The organism is Cohnella sp. 56 (assembly GCF_037963805.1).
In the GTDB taxonomy this organism is placed as follows: domain Bacteria; phylum Bacillota; class Bacilli; order Paenibacillales; family Paenibacillaceae; genus Cohnella.
Genome location: NZ_JAZDQE010000024.1, coordinates 35,537 through 56,276, shown reverse-complemented (window position 1 = coordinate 56,276; position 20,740 = coordinate 35,537). Strand labels below are relative to the sequence as shown.

Here is a 20,740-nt window from a genome sequence, read left to right as displayed (position 1 = left end):
GATAGCGGACATTTTTTCCGTTATCTGGCCTGTGAGAAGCGCATGCGTGCGGGATAGCGGACATTTTTTCCGTTATCCGCCTCCGAGAGAGCGCACGGGTAGCATATAGCGGACATTTTTGCCGCTATCCGGCCCCCATGCCCCCCGCGCACCCCGGCATGACTCGCAGTTCGACTTGCCGAGCCCCCTCCTCTTGCCACCTGCGAGACGTTGCACTATACTTGCTGTAATAGCGACGAACAGGAGAGTACGCCACGAAGCGGAGCGGCCAGAGAGGACTGCCATGGGTGAGAGCAGTCTCGTATCCGACGTGGGGGAAATGCGCCTGGGAGCCGCAGCGCCGAGCGGACCGCAGGACGCTGCGGGTCCGGCCTGTCACCGGGTCGGATCCGCAGCGTCGGCTAGCGTTAGGCGTTGCCGGGGGGCCCCGTTAACGGCCGAACGAGTCGGGCGAACGATGCAGCGTCATGCCGAAGGGCAGGCGCATCCGTTCGCTCCAAGCAGAGTGGGACCGCGTACACAGACGCCTCTGCAGCGAGAGCTGCGAGGCGTCTTTTTTCGTATCCGGCATGCGTGACACCGCAGCGCGCATATGCGGCCGCTCAGACAGAGAGAGGCGGCGTTGCCGCTGGGCAGCATTCATCAAGGGGGGAAGGGCATGGGCTTTTTGGACACGGTACGCACCGACATCGAGGCGGTGTTCGAAAACGATCCGGCTGCCCGAAGCCGGTTCGAGGTCATTTTCACCTACTCGGGACTGCATGCGATATGGGCGCACAGAATCGCGCATCGCTTCTACAAGCGGCGCTGGTTCACGGCGGCCCGCGTCATCTCGCAGGTGAGCCGCTTCATGACGGGAATCGAGATCCATCCCGGCGCCACAATCGGCCGCAAGCTGTTCATCGACCACGGCATGGGCGTCGTCATCGGTGAGACCTGCGAGATCGGCGACGAGGTCGTCATTTATCAGGGTGTGACATTGGGCGGCACGGGCAAGGAGAAAGGCAAGCGCCATCCGACGATCGGCAACCGCGTCGTCATCGCTTCGGGCGCCAAGGTACTAGGCTCGTTCAAAGTAGGCGACAATTGCAATATCGGCGCCAACTCCGTCGTGCTGCGCGAGGTGCCGCCGGACAGCACGGTGGTCGGCATACCCGGGCGCGTCGTGAAGCGCGGCGGCCAGCGGATCGGCGACAGGCTCGATCATACGAACCTGCCGGATCCGGTCATCGAGACGTTCCGCTTCATGCAGAAGGAGATCGATCATCTCAAAGGCGAGCTGGAGCATCTGAAGCGGGAGCGCAGCGGTTACTTCGATTCGCCGCCGCTCGAGCTGAAGGCCAGATGCGATTCCTCGTCCGGGAACGATCCGGCGCCGGCCGCCGGCCGCGACCGCGAAGCCGAACCCGCTCTCTCGTCCGCACGTTCAAGTACATCAAAGGAGCCATAAGCGACCATGACCCTTCGCATTTACAATACGCTGACCCGCGAGACCGAAGTATTCGAGCCCCAGCAGCCCGGCCAAGTCACGATGTACGTATGCGGACCGACCGTATACGGGTATATTCATATCGGGAACGCGCGTCCCGTCATCTTCTTCGATGTCGTGCGCCGTTATATGGAGCATATCGGGTACAGGGTGAATTACCTGACCAACTTTACCGACGTCGATGACAAAATGATCCGCCGCGCCGAGGAGATGGGCATCACGGTGCCCGAGCTCGGGGAGCGCTTCATCCAGGCGTTCATCGAGGATACGACGGCGCTCGGCGTCGTCCCGGCCACGCAGAATCCGCGGGTGACGGACACGATTCCGGAGATCATCTCCTTTATCCGGACGCTCGAGGAAAAGGGCTACGCCTACGAGAGCGGCGGGGACGTCTATTACCGGACCGCGCGATTCCCCGACTACGGCAAGCTATCGCACAAGAACCTGGCCGATCTGCAATACGGCATCCGGATCGAAGTGGACGAGCGCAAGGAAGCGCCGCAGGACTTCGTGCTGTGGAAGGCGGCCAAGCCGGGCGAGATCAGCTGGAGCAGCCCGTGGGGCGAGGGACGCCCCGGCTGGCACATCGAGTGCTCGGCGATGGTGCTCAAGTATGCCGGCGAGACGCTCGACATCCACGGCGGCGGCAACGATCTGCAGTTCCCGCATCACGAGTGCGAGATCGCCCAGTCCGAGGCGCTGACCGGCAAGCCGCTCGCCCGCTACTGGATGCACAACGGCTTCGTCAACATCGACAACGAGAAGATGTCCAAGTCGATCGGCAACGTCGTCAACCCGCGCGAGCTGCTGCAGCAGACGAGCGCGCAGGCGATCCGGTACATCATGCTCACGGGGCATTACCGGAGCCCGATCAACTTCAGCGAGGAGTCGGTGTCGCAGAGCGAGAACAGCATCCAGCGGCTGGCCAACGCGCGGGACAATCTGAAGCACAGACTGTCCTCCGTCTCCGAGCTGGTGCCCGCCGATCCGGCGGTCGCGCCCAGGCTCGCGCAGCTGCGGGCGGCGTTCGACGCCAAGATGGACGACGACTTCAACACGGCGGACGCGATTACGGTCTGGTTCCAGACGGTGTCCGACGCCAATGCGTATCTGAAACGGGATGCGGCGTCCGCAGCGGACATTCATGCTTATCTGGAGCTGATGGGTGAATTCGACCGCGTGCTCGGACTGCTGCCGCCCGAAGCGGGAGCGGAGCTGCTGGACGCCGAGATCGACGGCCTCATCGCGGAGCGGGCCCAGGCGCGCCAGCACCGCAACTTCGCGCGTGCGGACGAGATCCGGGATCTGCTGGCGGCAAAAGGAATCATCCTGGAGGACACGGCGCAAGGAATGCGGTGGCGGCGGAAATGACGGAGTCCCGCATCCCCACGCTGCCGATGCCGGTCATCGCACCGGAGCTGCCGCCAGACCAGCCGGTGAACTTGCTCAATCCGATCGTGCTCGCGTATGTCGGAGACGCGGTGTTCGAAGTGTACATCCGTCAGCGGCTGATCGCCTCCAGCTCGCGCAAGCCTCATGAGCTGCACAAGGCGGCCACGCGGTATGTGTCCGCCGCCGCACAGGCCCGCCTGCTGCAGCGCTGGGGAGCTGTGCTGACGGAGGAAGAGGCGGACGTCGCGCGGCGCGGCCGCAATGCGAAGTCGGGTCAGCCCCCGCGCAATGCGGACCCCGGCGATTACCGGCATGCGACCGGGCTGGAGTGTCTGGTCGGATATTTGTATTACCGCGGAGAACGGGCGAGGCTCGAGGAATTGATCGGCCTTGCTTTTAATGACGAAGAGAACAAGCCGAAGGGATCGCGAAGACCCGGGCCAGAGGGAGAAACGACATGAGCAATCGCAGCAATCGCCCGGGAGGCCCGGGAAAAACGGAGCGGCCCGGTCAAGGCGGCGGGGCGCCGTTCGCGGGGAGCCGCAGAAGCGGCGAGGACCAAGGCGCCCGCAGACAGGCGGGCAGCCGGGGGGGCGCAGCGGAGGGGCGCGCGCCGGATCGCCGGGTCGCGGGAGGCAGCGGCCGCGGCGGGTCCGCGGACGGCCGCTCCGCAGCGGCGCCCGAGCGCGCAGGGCGGCCGCGCGCCGGGGACCGCAGGCCGGCGGGCGACGCCCGGCCGGGCCAGGGAGAGCGCGCCGAGCGTCATGGCGAGCAGGCCCGCGGACGGCGCGGCGGCGCGGATGAGGCGCGGCTGGGCGAGCAAGCGCGCATCTCCGCCTATGCAGGCGAGACGAATGAGGCGGGCGCAGCCGTGGACGAAGCGGCGGACGAGGGCGAGCAGTATCTGGCCGGCAAGCATCCGGTGCTCGAAGCGCTCAAGGCCGGCCGCTCGCTGAACAAGATCTGGCTCTCCAGCCAGGCGCAGAAGAACCTGGTGCAGCCGATTCTCGAGGAGGCGAAGGGCCGCGGCGTCGTCGTGCAGTACGCCGACAAGCGCAAGCTGGACAGCCTCGTGCCGGGCATCCAGCACCAGGGCGTCGTGGCGCAGGCGGCCAGCGTCTCCTATTCGGAGCCGGAGGAGCTGCTGGCGCGGGCGGCCGAGCGGGGCGAAGCGCCGCTCATCGTGCTGCTCGACGAGGTCGAGGATCCGCACAATCTCGGCTCGATCCTCCGCTCGGTCGATTGCACGGGCGCCCACGGCGTCATCGTGCCCAAGCGCCGCAGCGCCAGCCTCACGGCCGTCGTCGCCAAGACGAGCGCGGGCGCGGTCGAGTATGTGCCCGTCGCGCGCGTGTCCAATCTGGCGCAGACGATCGACCGGCTCAAGGAAGCCGGCGTCTGGATCGCCGGCGCGGCCGGCGAGGCGAAGACCGACGTCTACGCGACAGACCTCACCGGGCCGATCGCGATCGTCATCGGCAGCGAGGGCAAGGGCCTGTCCCGGCTGATTCGCGAGAAATGCGACTTCCTGATCTCGCTGCCGATGTTCGGCAAGCTCAACTCGCTCAACGCTTCGGTCGCCGCGGGCATCATCCTCTACGAAGCCGTGCGTCAGCGGCTCGCGAAGCGCGGCGGCGGTCCGGGCAAGGGCGGCCATGCTTCGCCGTGAGGACGTTCTGATCGTCGACGGCTACAATATGATCGGCGCCTGGCCCGAGCTGGAGCGCCTCAAGGCGACCCGGCTGGAGGACGCGCGCGACCGGCTGCTCGACTTGCTCGCGGATTACCAGGGCTACCGGGGAATCAAGGTGATCGTCGTGTTCGATGCGTTTCGCGTGCCGGGCGCCGGCGCGAAGTACGAGCAGCAGCGGGTACGCGTCGTGTTCACCCGCGAGAAGGAAACGGCGGACGAATGCATCGAGCGGCTGGTCGGCGAAGTGACGTCGGTTCGCCGCCACGTATACGTAGCGACCTCGGACCAGACGGAGCAGCATGTCGCTTTTGGCAGGGGCGCGCTCAGGCTGTCCGCGCGCGAGCTGCTGCTGGCGATCGAGGAGAGCGAGCGGGAGATCGGCAAGACGATTCGACGGGAGCCTCCGCCCAAGCGCAATCCGCTCGGCGGCGTGATCGGCGAGGATATCGCGCGCGTGCTGGAGCTGTGGCGCCGAGGGAACGGGCCTCCGGGCGGGCCGGGCGCAGGGTCCTAGCGCCTGCGGCTAACCGCTTCGGACGGTCGGATAGCCGCGCAGCGCGCCATTCAAGGCGGCCGATCGTCCGGCGCGCTCCTGCGGAGCGCAGGCAGAGATTGAGAGAATCGCATCATGCGACGGGCTGCGATTGACGCGCTCCGCGGGGCCGATTCGCCCGGAAGCCTTGAGAGATAAGGCTTTCTTCATTGACGCTATGGGATTCATCAAGTATATTGGTAATAGTTTGGTAGATCCTGTGGTGATTCCGAGAGTCTTGAAGCCGGAGGGATAATCCGTGAGCGTCGACGTGAACGAGCTGACAACATATGAATACGACTTCAAGACCGACGAAGACATCGTAGAGTCGGTCCGCACGGGCGATGCCGAGGCACTGGAGTATTTGATCAACAAGTATCGCAATTTCGTTCGGGCGAAGGCCCGTTCTTATTTTCTGATCGGCGCGGAGCGCGAAGATATCGTACAGGAGGGCATGATCGGCCTGTACAAGTCGATTCGCGACTTCAAGGGGGACAAGCTGGCCTCCTTCAAGGCGTTCGCCGAGCTGTGCATCACCCGCCAGATCATCACCGCGATCAAGACCGCTACCCGGCAGAAGCATATACCGCTCAACTCCTACGTTTCTCTGGACAAGCCGATCTACGACGAGGATTCCGACCGCACGCTGCTGGACGTCATCTGCGGCTCGCGCGTATGCGACCCCGAGGAGATGATCATCAACCAGGAAGAGTTCTGCGGGCTCGAGGACAAGATGTCGGAGATTCTGAGCGACCTGGAGCGCAAGGTGCTGATGCTGTATCTGGACGGGCGCTCCTATCAGGAGATCGCCGTCGACCTGGACCGCCACGTCAAGTCGATCGACAACGCGCTGCAGCGCGTGAAGCGCAAGCTGGAGCGGTATTTGGAGGTCAGGGATATCGGACTTTAGTCCGACGGAGCGTCAACTACATACTTCACCCAACAGAGGGCAGACAGGGGCAGCGCCGGACGGCAGGCTGCTTTTTTCATTTCGCCCGCGTTTAAACCGAAGGCACGCCTGGCTAGAATAATAGAGAGCTCTGCGGCCGGAGCCGTCCCGTCGTCCGAACCGGCGTTCAATTGCGAAGGCAAGCTTTTAATTGACAACGTATGGGCGCTGTGATAAGTTATTTTAGTAACCTTAAGGTGGAGTTTTATGCGCAGCCCTGAATATGGTGTGATACGCCAGGTGTCGTTGTCGTACGTAACGGCTTAGGCGTATTAACCCGGATTCAATGTCTTTTTTTTTGTGATTTGGCACAGCCCGGGAGGTGGAACAGATGCGGGTAATCATCACTCTCGCTTGCACGAACTGCAAGCAGCGGAATTATGCGACGACCAAGAACAAGCGCACGCACTCCGATCGCATCGAACTGAAGAAGTTCTGCAAGTTCTGCAATGAGCACACGGCTCATCGCGAGACGCGCTAAGCTCTAGGAGGTTTTGGGACGTGACTTTCCTGGCCAAAATGAAACAGAGCTTTGGGTCCTTTACTTCGTTCTTTGCCGATAGTTGGAGTGAACTGAAGAAGGTCCGCTGGCCCAAACGTAAAGAGTTGATCAGCTACACGCTCGTCGTGATCGTGACCGTGCTGATCATCACGGTTTACTTCTGGGTGCTGGACGTCATCATTTCGCGCTTGATCGACCTCGTCATTTAACGCGGAACCCAAAGGTGGCTTTTCCGATGGAAAAAAGATGGTATGTAGTTCACACGTACTCCGGTTACGAGAACAAGGTTAAGACGAACCTGGAGAAGCGCGTGGAATCGATGGGCATGCAGGACAAGATTTTTCGCGTACTCGTGCCCATGGAGGAAGAACTCGTCAACAAGGACGGCAAGAAAAAGACCGTGATGCGCAAGGTGTATCCGGGCTACGTCCTCGTCGAGATGATTCAGACGGACGATTCCTGGTACGTGGTCCGCAATACGCCCGGCGTGACGGGGTTTGTCGGATCGACGGGATCGGGATCGAAGCCTACGGCCCTGCTGCCCGAAGAAGTGGATCAGATTCTGAAACACATGGGTATGGAGGAACCGAAGCCGGTCATCGACTTCGAATTGAAGGAAAATGTCCGCGTCAAGGTAGGCCCCTTCGCGAACTTCGTCGGATCGGTCGAGGAGATCCTTCACGACAAAAGCAAGCTGAAGGTGCACGTCAACATGTTCGGCAGAGAAACCCCGCTTGAGCTGGATTACACTCAGGTGGAGAAGATATAATAGTCTGGCGTCCGGGGGCGTTCGCGCCGCCGACCGCAGGTTTCTGGATTTGAGCGGGAGGGACGATGCGTTCCGCTATACCGCATTTTGAGCTGGAGGTGTAACAACATGGCAAAAAAGGTCATTAAAATGGTCAAGCTGCAGGTGCCGGCCGGCAAGGCTAACCCTGCGCCGCCTATCGGTCCCGCGCTGGGTCAAGCAGGTGTTAACATCATGGCCTTCTGTAAGGAATTCAACGCGCGTACGGCTGATCAAGCCGGCCTGATCATTCCGGTCGTCATCACCGTATTCGAAGACCGTTCCTTCACGTTCGAGACGAAGACGCCGCCTGCGGCCGTTCTGCTTCGCGTCGCTGCTGGCATCCCGAAGGGGTCCGGCGAGCCGAACAAGAAGAAGGTTGCTACCGTCAAGCGTGCGAAGGTGCGCGAGATCGCCGAGCAGAAGATGCAGGATCTCAACGCGGCTTCCGTCGAAGCGGCTATGCGTATGGTCGAAGGCACTGCCCGCAGCATGGGCGTCGTCATCGAAGACTAATAACAGCGGACCTGATCTAGGGATCGCGATCGCGCTTGGCCCCGCTTGCGGGACGAAGTGCGATGTGGGAGGAGACTTCCGTTACTACCACACAAGGAGGAGAACTACATGGCTAAACACGGCAAGAAGTATCAAGAAGCCGCCAAGCTGATCGACCGCGACGCAACTTATGAAGCTGCCGAAGCGATCGAGCTTGTGAAGCAAGCGGCCAAAGCCAAGTTCGACGAGTCCGTCGAAGTGGCTGTCCGTCTCGGCGTCGATCCGAGAAAGCAAGACCAGAACGTGCGCGGCGTCGTCGTCCTGCCTCACGGCACGGGTAAGACCCAGCGCGTGCTTGTATTCGCCAAAGGCGAAAAGCTCAAAGAAGCCGAAGCCGCTGGCGCTGACTATGTCGGCGACACGGACCTCATCAACAAGATCCAGCAGGGCTGGTTCGAATTCGACGTCTGCGTAGCGACGCCGGACATGATGAGTGAAGTCGGCAAGCTCGGCCGTATTCTCGGCGGTAAGGGCCTCATGCCTAACCCGAAGGCCGGCACGGTTACGAACGACGTGACCAAGGCCGTTCAAGAGATCAAGGCCGGTAAGATCGAGTACCGTCTGGACAAAGCAGGCCAGATTCACGCTCCGATCGGCAAGGTATCCTTCGATTCGGCGAAGCTCGCCGACAACCTGAAGGCCCTGGTCGACGCGCTGAACCGCGCCAAGCCGTCCGCTGCGAAAGGCGTATACCTGAAGAACATCTCGATCTCTTCGACGATGGGCCCGGGCGCGCGTCTGAACGTATCGGCTTATCGCCTCTAATTGCCAGCGATTGGCGATTGACAGGCCAAGCCCGACGTGTTACTTTTAACAAGTTGAATATGATGCCGTAGACCGTAGGTGCCGCGAGGCTTAATTTCCTACCGAGGTGTGTGAATACATTCATTACCTTCCCTGTCCGCAGGGCTCGGTATGACCGATGTAACTTTCATGCCTCCGCGATGTCTGCGGGGGCATTTTTAATGTCCCGCAGACGATCGATGCGGTGAAGTCCTACGACCAGGAGGTGTACCAAATGGCAAATGCAAAGATTATCGAAGCAAAAGCCCAGGAAGTCGAAGTGATCGCTGCCAAGCTGAAGTCCAGCGCGAGCACGGTTGTTGCCGATTACCGCGGCCTGAACGTCGCTCAAGTCACCGAACTCCGCAAGCGTCTGCGCGATGCCGGCATCGAGTTCCAAGTACTGAAGAACTCGCTCGTCAGCCGTGCTGCAGCTAGCGTCGAGCTCGGCGAGTTGGACTCCGTCCTGACGGGTCCTACCGCTGTCGCGTTCAGCTCCACCGACGTCGTTGCCGCCGCGAAGATCCTGAACGACTTCGCGAAGAAGAACGATGCCCTCAAGCTGAAGGGCGGCGTTATCGAAGGCCGCTTTATCGATGCCGTTCAAGTCAAGGCACTGGCGGACCTGCCTTCCCGCGAAGGTTTGCTCTCCATGCTCCTCAGCGTCCTGCAAGCGCCGATGCGCAACTTCGCGCTCGCTGTCAAGGCTGTCGCCGAGAAGAACGAAGCAAGCGCATAAGTCGAACGCCTCGGCTCTCGGGGCGCGCGAATTGATTTCCCACCAACAAATCATCTAATTTAACGGAGGTACTACCATGAGCAAAGAGTCCATCTTGGAAGCCATCAAAGGCATGAGCGTCCTGGAACTGAACGACCTGGTCAAGGCAATCGAAGAAGAATTCGGCGTAACCGCTGCAGCACCGGTTGCTGCTGGCGCAGTTGCAGTAGCAGAAGTTGAAGAGCAAACTGAATTCGACGTTATCCTGCTCGAAGCTGGCGCTTCCAAGATCAACGTCATCAAGGTTGTTCGCGAGATCACGGGCCTTGGCCTGAAGGAAGCGAAGGACGTTGTCGACAACGCGCCTAAAGCTGTTAAAGAAAAAGTGGCTAAGGACGAAGCTGACGCTGTTAAGGCTAAGCTCGAAGAAGCCGGCGCCAAGGTCGAAGTTAAGTAATTCGGCTTGACTATGAATAGCGAACCCCTTGAAGCTTGTCTTCGAGGGGTTTGTGCATGAGAAAGGGGATACGGAGATGGCTGATCACTATTACTCGCAGCAGCCCAGCGCACGCAGCGACCGCAAAAAAATCGAAGCCGCGCTGCGCGGACACAAGCTTCAGTTCGTCTCCGACTCCGGCGTGTTCTCGCGGGACGGGGTGGACTACGGCAGCCGGGTGCTTATCGAGCATATCGAGCTGAGGGAGGAAGACCGCGTGCTGGATGTCGGCTGCGGCTACGGCCCGATCGGACTGACAGCGGCCCGCCTGGTGCCGCGAGGACATGTGACGATGCTGGACGTGAACGAGCGGGCGGTCGCGCTGAGCCGGGAGAATGCCGCGCTCAACGGCATCGGCAACGTCGAGATCATGGAGAGCGATCTGTATTCGGCCGTATGGGGCCGGACATTCGACGTCATCTTGTCCAATCCGCCGATAAGGGCGGGCAAGGCGGTCGTGCACCGCATACTTGAAGAAGCGACCGCGCATCTGAAGCCGGGCGGCTCGCTCTGGGTCGTTATTCAGAACAAGCAAGGCGCGCCCAGCACCAGAGCCAAGCTGGAGTCCTGCTTCGGCGAGGACCAGGTGGAGGAAGTCGGCAAGGACAAGGGCTATCGCGTATATCGTGCAGTCAAATCGTCCGCCGACTGAATAATCGTTTGACCGCCGTATGCGCTTGTGTTACTATAAGAAGATGTCAGAATTAAAATGGGCTAGTTGTCTGTATGTTTGCGAGCCGTTGGGTCTATTCCCGACGCAGGAATAAAAATGCGCCATTTGGCGTATATTGGGTGAATGGGCTGTTTATAGGCGCCATTGTGTTCCGCTTGGGGGCATAGGGGCTTTTATTTGTTTGCCGCCTCGATTGATGGATGGACTTTGCGCTTATTATTGCGTTCGCTCCTATTTTACCCCTTTTCCGCGATTTATCATACCGTAGGGTTCCCCGCGGGACGGCTGCCTCTGCTAGTGCTGGAGAGAGGATCTCGCTCCGCTACCATATGCTTCACAGTAGACTGAAGGGGTGAGGATAAGTTGGCAGGACATCTTGTTCAGTATGGTCGCCGCACCAGGCGCAGTTATGCCCGCATTCATGAGGTGCTGGACATTCCGAACCTGATTGAGATCCAGCAGCAATCGTACCAGAAGTTTCTGGACGACGGACTGCGCGAGATCTTCCAGGACATCTCTCCGATCTCGGACTTCACGGGCAATCTTGTCCTCGAGTTCGTCGATTACAGCCTTGGAGAGCCGAAGTATTCGGTCGACGATTCCAAGGAACGCGACGTCACTTATGCGGCTCCGCTGCGCGTCAAGGTACGCCTTCTCAACAAGGAGACGGGCGAAGTCAAGGAACAGGAAGTGTTCATGGGCGACTTCCCGCTCATGACGGAGACCGGCACCTTCATCATCAACGGCGCCGAGCGCGTCATCGTCAGCCAATTGGTACGCTCGCCTAGCGTTTACTACAGCACCAAGGTCGACAAGAACGGCAAGAAAACGTATACGGCAACGGTCATCCCGAACCGGGGAGCATGGCTTGAGCTCGAGACCGACGCCAAGGACATCATCTACGTCCGTATCGACCGTACCCGCAAGATTCCGGTTACGGTGCTGCTCCGCGCGCTCGGATTCGGCATGGACGCCGAGATTCTGGACTTGCTCGGACAGGACGAGTATATCCGCAATACGCTCGAGAAGGACAACACCGACTCCACGGAGAAGGCGCTGATCGAGATCTACGAGCGTCTGCGTCCGGGCGAACCTCCGACGCTGGAGAACGCGCGCAGCCTCCTGATCGCCCGCTTCTTCGATCCGAAGCGCTACGATCTGGCCAATGTCGGCCGCTACAAGATCAACAAGAAGCTTCATATTAAGAACCGTCTGTTCAACCAGCGGCTGGCGGAGACGCTCGTCGATCCGTCGACCGGCGAGATCATCGCGGAGTCCGGACAGGTCATCGACCGCCGTCTGCTCGACCAGATCCTGCCGATGCTGGAGAAGAACGTCGGCTTCAAGAACTATCGCGTGACCGGCGTCAACGAGGCGGAGGACATCCCGCTGCAGAGCATCCTCGTTCACTCGCCGGTTGAGGAAGGCAAGGTCGTCAAGATCATCTCCAACGGCATCATCGACAAGTCGGTGAAGCATATCACGCCGGCGGATATCATCTCGTCCATCAACTACTTCATCGATCTGCTGCACGGCATCGGCAGCACCGACGATATCGACCACCTGGGCAACCGTCGTCTGCGTTCGGTCGGCGAGCTGCTGCAGAACCAGTTCCGCATCGGTCTGTCCCGGATGGAGCGCGTCGTGCGCGAGCGGATGTCGATCCAGGACCAGAATGCGATCACGCCGCAGGCGCTGATCAACATCCGTCCTGTCATCGCGGCGATCAAGGAGTTCTTCGGTTCGTCCCAGTTGTCGCAGTTCATGGACCAGACGAACCCGCTCGCGGAGCTGACGCACAAGCGCCGTCTGTCCGCGCTCGGCCCGGGCGGTCTGACGCGGGAGCGCGCAGGCTTCGAAGTGCGTGACGTACACCCGTCCCACTACGGCCGGATGTGCCCGATCGAGACGCCTGAAGGTCCGAACATCGGTCTGATCAACTCGCTGTCCACGTTCGCGCGGATCAACGAGTACGGCTTCATCGAAGCGCCGTACCGCAAGGTCGATCACAGCACAGGTATCGTCACCGAAGAGATCGACTACATGACGGCCGACGAAGAGGACAACTACATCATCGCCCAAGCGAACGCCCAGCTCACCGAAGAGGGCAGGTTCGCCGACGATATGGTCATCGTCCGTTACAACAAGCAGGCGGACAACATCCTGACGATGCCGAGCGACCGCGTCGACTACATGGACGTATCGCCGAAGCAGGTCGTATCCGTCGCGACGGCGATGATTCCGTTCCTCGAGAACGATGACTCCAACCGCGCGCTGATGGGTTCGAACATGCAGCGTCAAGCGGTGCCGCTGCTCGTCCCGGATTCGCCGTACGTCGGCACCGGCATGGAGCACAAGGCCGCCAAGGACTCCGGCGTCTGCATCGTATCCAAGTACGACGGCGTCATCGAGCGCGTCACGGCCAACGAGATCTGGCTGCGCCGCACCGAGCTGCTCGACGGCAAAGAAGTCAAGGGCGACGTGATCAAGTACAAGCTGCAGAAGTTCATGCGCTCGAACCAAGGCACATGCATCAACCAGCGTCCGATCTGCCGCAAGGGAGAGATCGTCAAGAAGGGCGACATCCTCGCGGACGGACCGTCCACGGATACCGGCGAGCTGGCGCTCGGCCGCAACGTCGTCGTCGCGTTCATGACGTGGGAAGGCTACAACTACGAGGATGCGATCCTGCTCTCCGAGAAGCTCGTGAGAGAGGACGTCTACACCTCGATTCATATTGAAGAATACGAGTCCGAAGCGCGCGACACCAAGCTCGGGCCGGAAGAGATCACGCGCGACATCCCGAACGTCGGCGAAGACGCGCTCCGCAATCTCGACGAGCGCGGCATCATCCGCGTCGGCGCCGAGATCAGCGCGGGCGACATCCTCGTCGGCAAGGTCACGCCGAAGGGCGTCACCGAGCTGACCGCCGAGGAGCGCCTGCTGCACGCGATCTTCGGCGAGAAGGCGCGCGAAGTGCGCGACACTTCGCTTCGCGTACCGCACGGCACCGACGGCATCGTCGTCGACGTCAAGGTATTCACGCGGGAGAACGGCGACGAGCTGCCGCCGGGCGTCAACCAGCTGGTGCGCGCTTATATCGCGCAAAAGCGCAAAATCTCCGAAGGCGACAAGATGGCCGGACGCCACGGCAACAAGGGCGTCATCGCCCGCATCCTGCCAGAAGAAGACATGCCGTTCCTGCCGGACGGCACGCCGGTCCAGGTCGTCCTGAACCCGCTGGGCGTACCGTCGCGGATGAACATCGGTCAAGTGCTCGAGGTTCACCTCGGCATGGCCTGCCGCTACCTTGGCATTCGAGCCGCGACGCCGGTATTTGACGGCGCCCGCGAGCACGACGTGTTCGACACGATGGAAGAAGCCGGCATGCAGCGCAACGGCAAGACCAGGCTGTACGACGGCCGCACGGGCGAGCCGTTCGAGCGCGAAGTCACCGTCGGCGTTCTGTATATGATCAAGCTCGCGCACATGGTCGACGACAAGATCCATGCGCGCTCCACGGGCCCGTACTCGCTCGTCACGCAGCAGCCGCTGGGCGGCAAGGCCCAATTCGGCGGCCAGCGCTTCGGCGAGATGGAAGTGTGGGCGCTCGAAGCCTACGGCGCGGCCTATACGCTGCAAGAAATTCTGACCGTGAAGTCCGACGACGTCGTCGGCCGCGTGAAGACGTACGAATCGATCGTCAAGGGCGAGAATGTGCCTGAACCTGGCGTGCCGGAATCGTTCAAGGTATTGATCAAGGAGCTTCAGAGCCTTGGCATGGACGTGAAGATTCTGTCGGGCGACGAGCAGGAGATCGAGATGAAAGAGATCGACGACGAGGACGATACGACCGGCGACAAGCTGAACTTGAACCTGGAAGGCTCCGAAGTCAGCGCCGAGTAATGCCGACATGATCCGGACCGGACCGCGCGCCCAGTCGTGCGGCCGGCTGCCGGAGCATCGCCGACGAAGAAGCTAAGATCGTCACGACGTTCGTCAATCGCAACGTAATCCGAGCCACGATGAAGGAGGGCTTGCTCCTTGTTAGACGTTAACAATTTTGAGTTTATGAAGATCGGGCTGGCTTCCCCGGACAAGATCCGTTCTTGGTCCAGAGGCGAAGTCAAAAAGCCCGAGACGATTAACTACCGCACCTTGAAGCCGGAAAAAGAAGGTCTGTTCTGCGAAAAGATCTTCGGGCCGACCAAGGACTGGGAATGCCACTGCGGCAAGTACAAGCGCGTCCGCTACAAGGGCGTCGTGTGCGACCGCTGCGGCGTCGAAGTCACCCGCGCCAAGGTCCGCCGCGAGCGCATGGGCCATATCGAGCTCGCCGCTCCCGTCTCCCATATCTGGTACTTCAAAGGCATCCCGAGCCGCATGGGTCTCGCGCTCGACATGTCGCCGCGTTCGCTCGAAGAGATCATCTACTTCGCATCGTACGTCGTGACGGATCCAGGCGATACGCCGCTTGAAAAAAAGCAGCTGCTGTCGGAGAAAGAGTACCGCAGCTACCGCGAGAAATACGGCTACGCGTTCAGCGCCGGCATGGGCGCCGAAGCGGTGAAGAGGCTGCTGCAGGATATCGATCTCGACCGCGAGCTCGACATGCTGAAGGAAGAGCTGCGCACGGCCCAGGGCCAGCGCCGCAACCGCGCGATCAAACGCCTCGAGGTCATCGAGTCGTTCCGCAACTCCGGCAACCTGCCGGATTGGATGATTCTCGACGTGCTGCCGGTTATCCCGCCGGAGCTGCGTCCGATGGTGCAGCTGGACGGCGGCCGCTTCGCGACCTCCGACCTGAACGATCTGTACCGCCGCGTCATCAACCGGAACAACCGTCTGAAGCGTCTGCTCGACCTGGGCGCGCCGGACATCATCGTACAGAACGAAAAGCGGATGCTCCAGGAAGCCGTCGACGCGCTGATCGACAACGGCCGTCGCGGCCGCCCGGTCACGGGTCCCGGCAACCGTCCGCTGAAGTCCCTCAGCCATATGCTGAAGGGCAAGCAAGGCCGTTTCCGTCAGAACCTGCTCGGCAAGCGCGTCGACTACTCGGGCCGTTCGGTTATCGTCGTCGGACCGAGCCTGAAGATGTATCAGTGCGGTCTGCCGAAGGAAATGGCGCTCGAGCTGTTCAAGCCGTTCGTCATGAAGGAACTCGTGCTCAAGGGCCAGGCGCACAACATCAAGAGCGCAAAGCGCAAGGTCGAACGCGTCAGCCCGGAAGTATGGGACGTGCTCGAGGAAGTCATCAAGGAGCACCCGGTACTGCTGAACCGCGCGCCGACGCTGCACCGTCTCGGCATCCAGGCGTTCGAGCCGATTCTGGTCGAAGGCCGCGCGATCAGACTGCACCCGCTCGTCTGTACGGCGTACAACGCCGACTTCGACGGCGACCAGATGGCCGTGCACGTGCCGCTGTCCGCCGAAGCCCAGGCTGAAGCCCGCCTGCTCATGCTGGCGTCCGGCAACATCCTGAACCCGAAGGACGGCAAGCCTGTCGTCACGCCGTCGCAGGACATGGTCCTCGGCTGCTATTATCTGACGATGGACAACAAGGACGCGCCGGGATCCGGCATGCGCATCGCCGAGGTGAACGAAGCCGTATCCGCGTACCAGCGCGGCGCAGCCGACCTTCACGCACGCGTCGTCATTCCGGTCAAGGCGCTCGGCAAGAAGACGTTTAACGAAAAGCAGCAGGAAGCGCTGCTCGTGACGACGATCGGCAAGATCATTTTCAACGAGATTTTCCCGGACACGTTCCCGTACATCAACGAGGCGACGAAGGACAATCTGCTGAAGGGCACGCCGGAGAAGTACTTCGTGTACGACAAGGGCGCGAACCTCGACGAGATCATCCAGTCCATCCCGACGCCGGGCGCCGTAGGCAAGGAATATCTCGGCCAGATCATCGGCGAGTGCTTCCGCATCTACCATACGATGCGGACGTCGATCATCCTCGACGATATCAAGCAGCTCGGCTTCACGTACTCGACGCGTGCGGGCATCACGGTTGCCGTGGCGGACGTCACGGTACCGCAGGAGAAGTTCGAGATTCTGAAGAAGTCCGACGAGAGCGTCAAGATGATCACGACGCAGTACCGCCGCGGTCTGATCACGGACAGCGAGCGCTACGACCGCGTCATCGACATCTGGTCGAAGACGAAGGACGAGATCACGGAAGTGCTCATGAAGTCGATGGACCGCTACAACTCCATCATGCTCATGGTCGACTCCAAGGCGCGGGGCAACAAGTCGCAGATCACCCAGCTGGGCGGCATGCGCGGTCTGATGGCGACGCCGTCGGGCCGGATCTTCGAGCTCCCGATCAAGTCGAACTTCCGCGAAGGCCTGACGGTCCTCGAGTACTTCATCTCGACGCACGGAGCGCGTAAAGGTCTGGCCGATACGGCGCTTCGTACCGCCGACTCGGGCTACCTGACCCGCCGTCTCGTCGACGTAGCGCAGGACGTCATCGTCCGCGAAGAAGATTGCGGCACGGACAAAGGTATCGTCGTCAGCCGCATCGAAGACGGCAAGGAAGTCATCGAGGAGCTGTTCGACCGGATCGAAGGACGCTATGCGTTCGAGACGATCCGTCATCCGGAGACCGGCGAGATCATCGTTGGCCGCAACGATCTGATCGATACGCCGAAGGCGGAGGAACTGATCCGCGCAGGCATACAGAAGCTGCAGATCCGCTCCGTGCTGAGCTGCCGCGCGCGCCACGGCGTGTGCAAGATGTGCTACGGCCGCAACCTGGCGACGGGCAAGAAGGTCGAGATCGGCGAAGCAGTCGGCATCATCGCCGCTCAATCGATCGGCGAGCCGGGTACCCAGCTGACGATGCGTACGTTCCACACCGGCGGCGTTGCCGGAGACGACATCACCCAAGGTCTGCCGCGTATTCAGGAGCTGTTCGAAGCCCGGAATCCGAAGGGCCAGGCGGTCATCTCCGAGATCGACGGCGTCGTCAAGGAAATTCGCGAGACGAAGGACCGCCGCGAGATCGAAGTGCAGGGAGAGGCCGAGACCAAGGTATATCCTGTCACGTACGGTTCCCGCATCCGCGTCTACGAAGGTCTGCACATCGAAGCCGGCGACGAGCTGACCGACGGTTCGATCGATCCGAAGGAGATGCTGCGCATCAAGGGCATACGCGGCGTGCAGAATTACATTCTGCAAGAAGTACAGCGCGTATACCGGAACCAGGGCGTTGAGATCAACGACAAGCACGTCGAAGTCATGATCAAGCAGATGCTTCGCAAGATCCGGATCGTCGATCCGGGCGACACGACGCTGCTGCCGGGCTCGTTCGTCGACGTGCATGAATACGAAGCAGCCAACCGCGAAGCGATCTTCGCAGGCAACGAGCCTGCGGTCGCGCGTCCGGTCCTGCTCGGCATCACCAAGGCGTCGCTCGAGACCGACTCGTTCCTCTCGGCCGCTTCGTTCCAAGAGACGACCCGCGTCCTCACCGACGCAGCCATCAAGGGCAAGGTCGACCGCCTGCTCGGCCTGAAGGAGAATGTCATCATCGGCAAGCTCATTCCGGCGGGTACGGGGATGTCGCGCTACCGCAACATCCGCGTCGTCGATCCGACCGAAGAAGGCTACGAGGACGAAGCCGAGCTGGAGCCGGTATCGGCGGAGTAATACACCGCCGTCCGTCCGATCGTTTCGCTTAAGCCATGTTTCGCAGACTGCCGGGCACGCTGCCCGGCAGTTTTTCTGTCGAACGGTGTTTACGAAACCCCCAAAAAGCGGGTAAACTCTAAACAAGCCCTATGCGATATAGGACGAAGGCGGCAATGCCATCGTCTTGCAGCCGGGGACCAAAGGGAAGGGGGCCGTGATGCGCCATGAAAAATGCGAAAACTGCTGCTACGCTGCTGGTTAGCCAGTTCATCTTTGTCCTTCTCATTGTTCCTTGGGTCGTTGTCGCCTTAACGTCTTTTATTGCGTTCGATTCTCCGGACTCCGTCATAGACACATGGCCGTACGCCATCGTCGTTTTTTACTGGGCCTATCCACTCGCGTTGATTGTCAGTCTCATCGTCAGCTGGGCGCTATACCACAAGCGCAGATTCAAAGGCGCGCTCTGGTGGGGCTTCATCCCGGTACTATGGCTGCTGGCCGCCATCTATGTCGTCTTCTTTCTGGACGCCTTCTAGACGAACGCAGTGAGGGAACGCGTTTTATTCGTTGTGTATGACAGTCACTTAACACCAGCCTGTCCGCCAGCTTCTTCCGGGAGCCAGGGGACGGGCTATTTGGCGCGCCGCCGCTTGTCCACATGTGGACAGTGGGTACCGGCCGCACAATGTCCACCGTGGATAGTCGGTCGAACGGTTATCCGCCTGTGAATAAGTGAGAAAAGTATGGCATAACGCCAATATTTCCCCAATCTGCCCACAAGTTCTGGATAAATCCACTGCGATTGTGAGTAAACGCATTGTGAAACGGACTTTAATTTTAATAGTATTAATATAAATGTCCGTTAAAGAACGGGAGTGAAGGACCATGAATCCGAATGTCATACTCCGTCTCGTGCAGGCGAGCAAGCAGTATAAAGGAAAAATGGTGCTTAACCGCATTTCCCTGGAGATGAACAGGGGAGAGACGCTGGCCGTCACCGGGCCGAACGGCTCGGGCAAGAGCACCCTGCTGAAGCTGATGGCGGGTCTCTCCGCGCTCTCCTCCGGCAAAAGAGAAGTGAGCGGAGCCGGCGAAGGCGGCGGTCTCGTCATTGGCTATGCGCCGGATCATCTTCCGAAGCTCAAATTTACGGCGCGCGAATATTTGAATCATATGGCTTCGATTCGAGGGCTCGATGCGGCGACGAGGACGAGGAGAATCGAGGAGCTGCTGCAGCTGGTGGATCTGCGGGACAGGCCCGGGCAGCAGATGAAGTTTTTCTCGAAGGGCATGCTGCAAAAGGTGAATCTCGTACAAGCGCTGCTCGGCGAGCCCGAGCTGCTCCTGCTGGACGAGCCGATCGGCGGTCTGGACGAAGAAGCCCAAGGCGTGCTGGCCGCCACATTGATGAGCTTGAGACAGAAAGGGACGGCCATCGTGGTGGCGGGCCATGAGCAGGCGCTGATCGGCCAATGGGCGGACCGGATCATGGCGATCTCGGAGGGGCGAATTCAGTCGGTCACGACGCCATCCGACTCGACGGAGGGGAAGCGCTGGCGTCGCATCGCCTGCCAGTGGCCCGAAGGACGGGTGGAGGATGCGAAGGTATTCGCAAGCTGGCCGGGCATGATGAGATGCCGGGCGGAGAGACGGCAGGCCGTCTACTGGACAGACCCCGATAGCAGCGATGGGCTGCTGCGGGAGCTGCTGGAGGCGGGCGCTTCAATCGATACTGTCACGATGGGCTCCGGGAGGATGGTGTAAGGCGTGCTGCCGCTGACTCGATATCATTTGACTTACTATACGAGATCCTACCGTTACTTGGCGCCGTTAATCGCTTACGTCGGTATGCTGCTGTTCGTCTACACGATAACGCCGAATCCGGTCCCGGAGAGCTATGCGTTCTCCTCCGTCTGGCTGTTCGTCGTAGCCGCCTGGCTGGCTTGGAGCTTCACGGATCTGGAGCCGGAGGTTCAGCAAGCAGTAACGGCGCTTCATGCGGGCGGCGCTGTCGCCTACCATGTGTCCAAGCAGCTGCTGATGGCGGCTGTCGGCATGCTGCTCGCTTCGTTTGCCGTCCTGTATCCGGCGCTGGCCGGGAAGCTGGAGCGCTTGCCAGCTCCCGAAGAATGGATCGCGGCTGCCGGGGTCCATATCGCGATGTTCGCACTGGGTACCGGCGTCGCGCTCTGGTTCACGGAGCGCGGCTTCGGCAGGTCTGCCGCTTCGCTGCCGGCCCTGATCGTCGTGCAGGTGCTGGCGCTTGCTTCTGCCAAGGCGGTCGCAGTGCTGCCCGACGGTATGGCATGCATACGCTGGCTGCTGCCGCCTGCGGGCATGTTGTCGGAGCAGCTGACTCGTCTGCACAGCAGTTCCATGTGGTCGACCGCCGGCGTTGTTTTGTATGCGCTTGCGTATGCAGGATTGCTGTGCGGAGGCTTTATCGCGCGGGCTGCCGGCAAGAAATTTTAGCCGCCGGCACGGTAATTGTTTGTTTTTCTCATTGACAAAAAGGGCGGAAGAACCT

General features: G+C 60.7%; 19 protein-coding genes and 1 other annotated feature. All 19 genes read left to right on the top strand.

Annotation, left to right across the window (positions count from 1 at the left end; all coding sequences use genetic code 11):
- Nucleotides 1-658 precede the first annotated feature (658 nt).
- The 19 genes from cysE (at nt 659) to VQ071_RS27230 (ending at nt 20,685) form a co-directional block, all read left to right on the top strand.
- Nucleotides 659-1,450 (top strand): serine O-acetyltransferase, encoded by a 792-nt coding sequence (gene cysE, locus VQ071_RS27320; protein WP_340517760.1) that lies wholly within the window; start codon nt 659-661, stop codon nt 1,448-1,450.
- A gap of 6 nt (nt 1,451-1,456) precedes the next feature.
- Nucleotides 1,457-2,860 (top strand): cysteine--tRNA ligase, encoded by a 1,404-nt coding sequence (gene cysS, locus VQ071_RS27315; protein ID WP_340517757.1) that lies wholly within the window; start codon nt 1,457-1,459, stop codon nt 2,858-2,860.
- A complete protein-coding gene (locus VQ071_RS27310) occupies nt 2,857-3,342 on the top strand; it encodes a Mini-ribonuclease 3 (RefSeq protein ID WP_340517755.1) in 486 nt (161 codons plus the stop codon). The genes cysS and VQ071_RS27310 overlap by 4 nt, the downstream gene beginning before the upstream one ends.
- Nucleotides 3,343-3,752: 410 nt before the next feature.
- The gene (rlmB, locus tag VQ071_RS27305) at nt 3,753-4,550 is read left to right on the top strand and encodes a 23S rRNA (guanosine(2251)-2'-O)-methyltransferase RlmB (RefSeq protein ID WP_340517796.1); all 798 of its coding nucleotides are present in this window, start codon (nt 3,753-3,755) and stop codon (nt 4,548-4,550) included.
- On the top strand, nt 4,537-5,088 hold the full coding sequence (locus tag VQ071_RS27300) for an NYN domain-containing protein (protein WP_340517753.1): 552 nt from the start codon (nt 4,537-4,539) through the stop codon (nt 5,086-5,088). The genes rlmB and VQ071_RS27300 overlap by 14 nt, the downstream gene beginning before the upstream one ends.
- Before the next feature lie 277 nt (nt 5,089-5,365).
- Nucleotides 5,366-6,016, top strand: a complete 651-nt coding sequence (gene sigH, locus VQ071_RS27295) for an RNA polymerase sporulation sigma factor SigH (RefSeq protein ID WP_340517751.1) — start codon at nt 5,366-5,368, stop codon at nt 6,014-6,016.
- A gap of 370 nt (nt 6,017-6,386) precedes the next feature.
- Nucleotides 6,387-6,536: a 50S ribosomal protein L33 gene (gene rpmG, locus VQ071_RS27290; RefSeq protein ID WP_090117937.1), complete on the top strand. Its 150-nt coding sequence runs from the start codon at nt 6,387-6,389 to the stop codon at nt 6,534-6,536.
- A 20-nt stretch (nt 6,537-6,556) separates the two neighbouring features.
- The gene (gene secE / locus VQ071_RS27285; RefSeq protein WP_340517749.1) at nt 6,557-6,766 is read left to right on the top strand and encodes a preprotein translocase subunit SecE; all 210 of its coding nucleotides are present in this window, start codon (nt 6,557-6,559) and stop codon (nt 6,764-6,766) included.
- 26 nt (nt 6,767-6,792) lie between these two features.
- The gene (nusG, locus tag VQ071_RS27280) at nt 6,793-7,326 is read left to right on the top strand and encodes a transcription termination/antitermination protein NusG (RefSeq protein WP_217597499.1); all 534 of its coding nucleotides are present in this window, start codon (nt 6,793-6,795) and stop codon (nt 7,324-7,326) included.
- Between the two features lie 108 nt (nt 7,327-7,434).
- On the top strand, nt 7,435-7,860 hold the full coding sequence (rplK, locus tag VQ071_RS27275) for a 50S ribosomal protein L11 (protein WP_090117934.1): 426 nt from the start codon (nt 7,435-7,437) through the stop codon (nt 7,858-7,860).
- Nucleotides 7,861-7,968: 108 nt separating this feature from the next.
- Entirely contained in the window at nt 7,969-8,664 is a 696-nt protein-coding gene (rplA, locus tag VQ071_RS27270; RefSeq protein ID WP_340517746.1) for a 50S ribosomal protein L1, read from the top strand.
- A 47-nt stretch (nt 8,665-8,711) separates the two neighbouring features.
- Nucleotides 8,712-8,872: a sequence feature (ribosomal protein L10 leader region), on the top strand.
- 45 nt (nt 8,873-8,917) lie between these two features.
- Complete coding sequence (rplJ, locus tag VQ071_RS27265; protein WP_340517745.1) at nt 8,918-9,421, top strand: 50S ribosomal protein L10; 504 nt, start codon at nt 8,918-8,920, stop codon at nt 9,419-9,421.
- 76 nt (nt 9,422-9,497) lie between these two features.
- Entirely contained in the window at nt 9,498-9,857 is a 360-nt protein-coding gene (gene rplL, locus VQ071_RS27260) for a 50S ribosomal protein L7/L12 (RefSeq protein WP_090117931.1), read from the top strand.
- Nucleotides 9,858-9,933: 76 nt separating this feature from the next.
- Nucleotides 9,934-10,548: a class I SAM-dependent methyltransferase gene (locus VQ071_RS27255; protein WP_340517743.1), complete on the top strand. Its 615-nt coding sequence runs from the start codon at nt 9,934-9,936 to the stop codon at nt 10,546-10,548.
- Nucleotides 10,549-10,932: 384 nt separating this feature from the next.
- Complete coding sequence (rpoB, locus tag VQ071_RS27250) at nt 10,933-14,475, top strand: DNA-directed RNA polymerase subunit beta (protein ID WP_340517741.1); 3,543 nt, start codon at nt 10,933-10,935, stop codon at nt 14,473-14,475.
- 138 nt (nt 14,476-14,613) lie between these two features.
- Nucleotides 14,614-18,231 carry a DNA-directed RNA polymerase subunit beta' gene (gene rpoC, locus VQ071_RS27245; protein WP_340517739.1) on the top strand — a complete coding sequence of 1,206 codons (3,618 nt, stop codon included), beginning with the start codon at nt 14,614-14,616 and terminating at the stop codon, nt 18,229-18,231.
- A 206-nt stretch (nt 18,232-18,437) separates the two neighbouring features.
- On the top strand, nt 18,438-18,749 hold the full coding sequence (locus VQ071_RS27240; protein ID WP_340517737.1) for a hypothetical protein: 312 nt from the start codon (nt 18,438-18,440) through the stop codon (nt 18,747-18,749).
- Between the two features lie 349 nt (nt 18,750-19,098).
- A complete protein-coding gene (locus tag VQ071_RS27235; protein WP_340517735.1) occupies nt 19,099-19,977 on the top strand; it encodes an ATP-binding cassette domain-containing protein in 879 nt (292 codons plus the stop codon).
- Between the two features lie 3 nt (nt 19,978-19,980).
- The gene (locus tag VQ071_RS27230) at nt 19,981-20,685 is read left to right on the top strand and encodes a hypothetical protein (protein WP_340517733.1); all 705 of its coding nucleotides are present in this window, start codon (nt 19,981-19,983) and stop codon (nt 20,683-20,685) included.
- Nucleotides 20,686-20,740 lie beyond the last annotated feature (55 nt).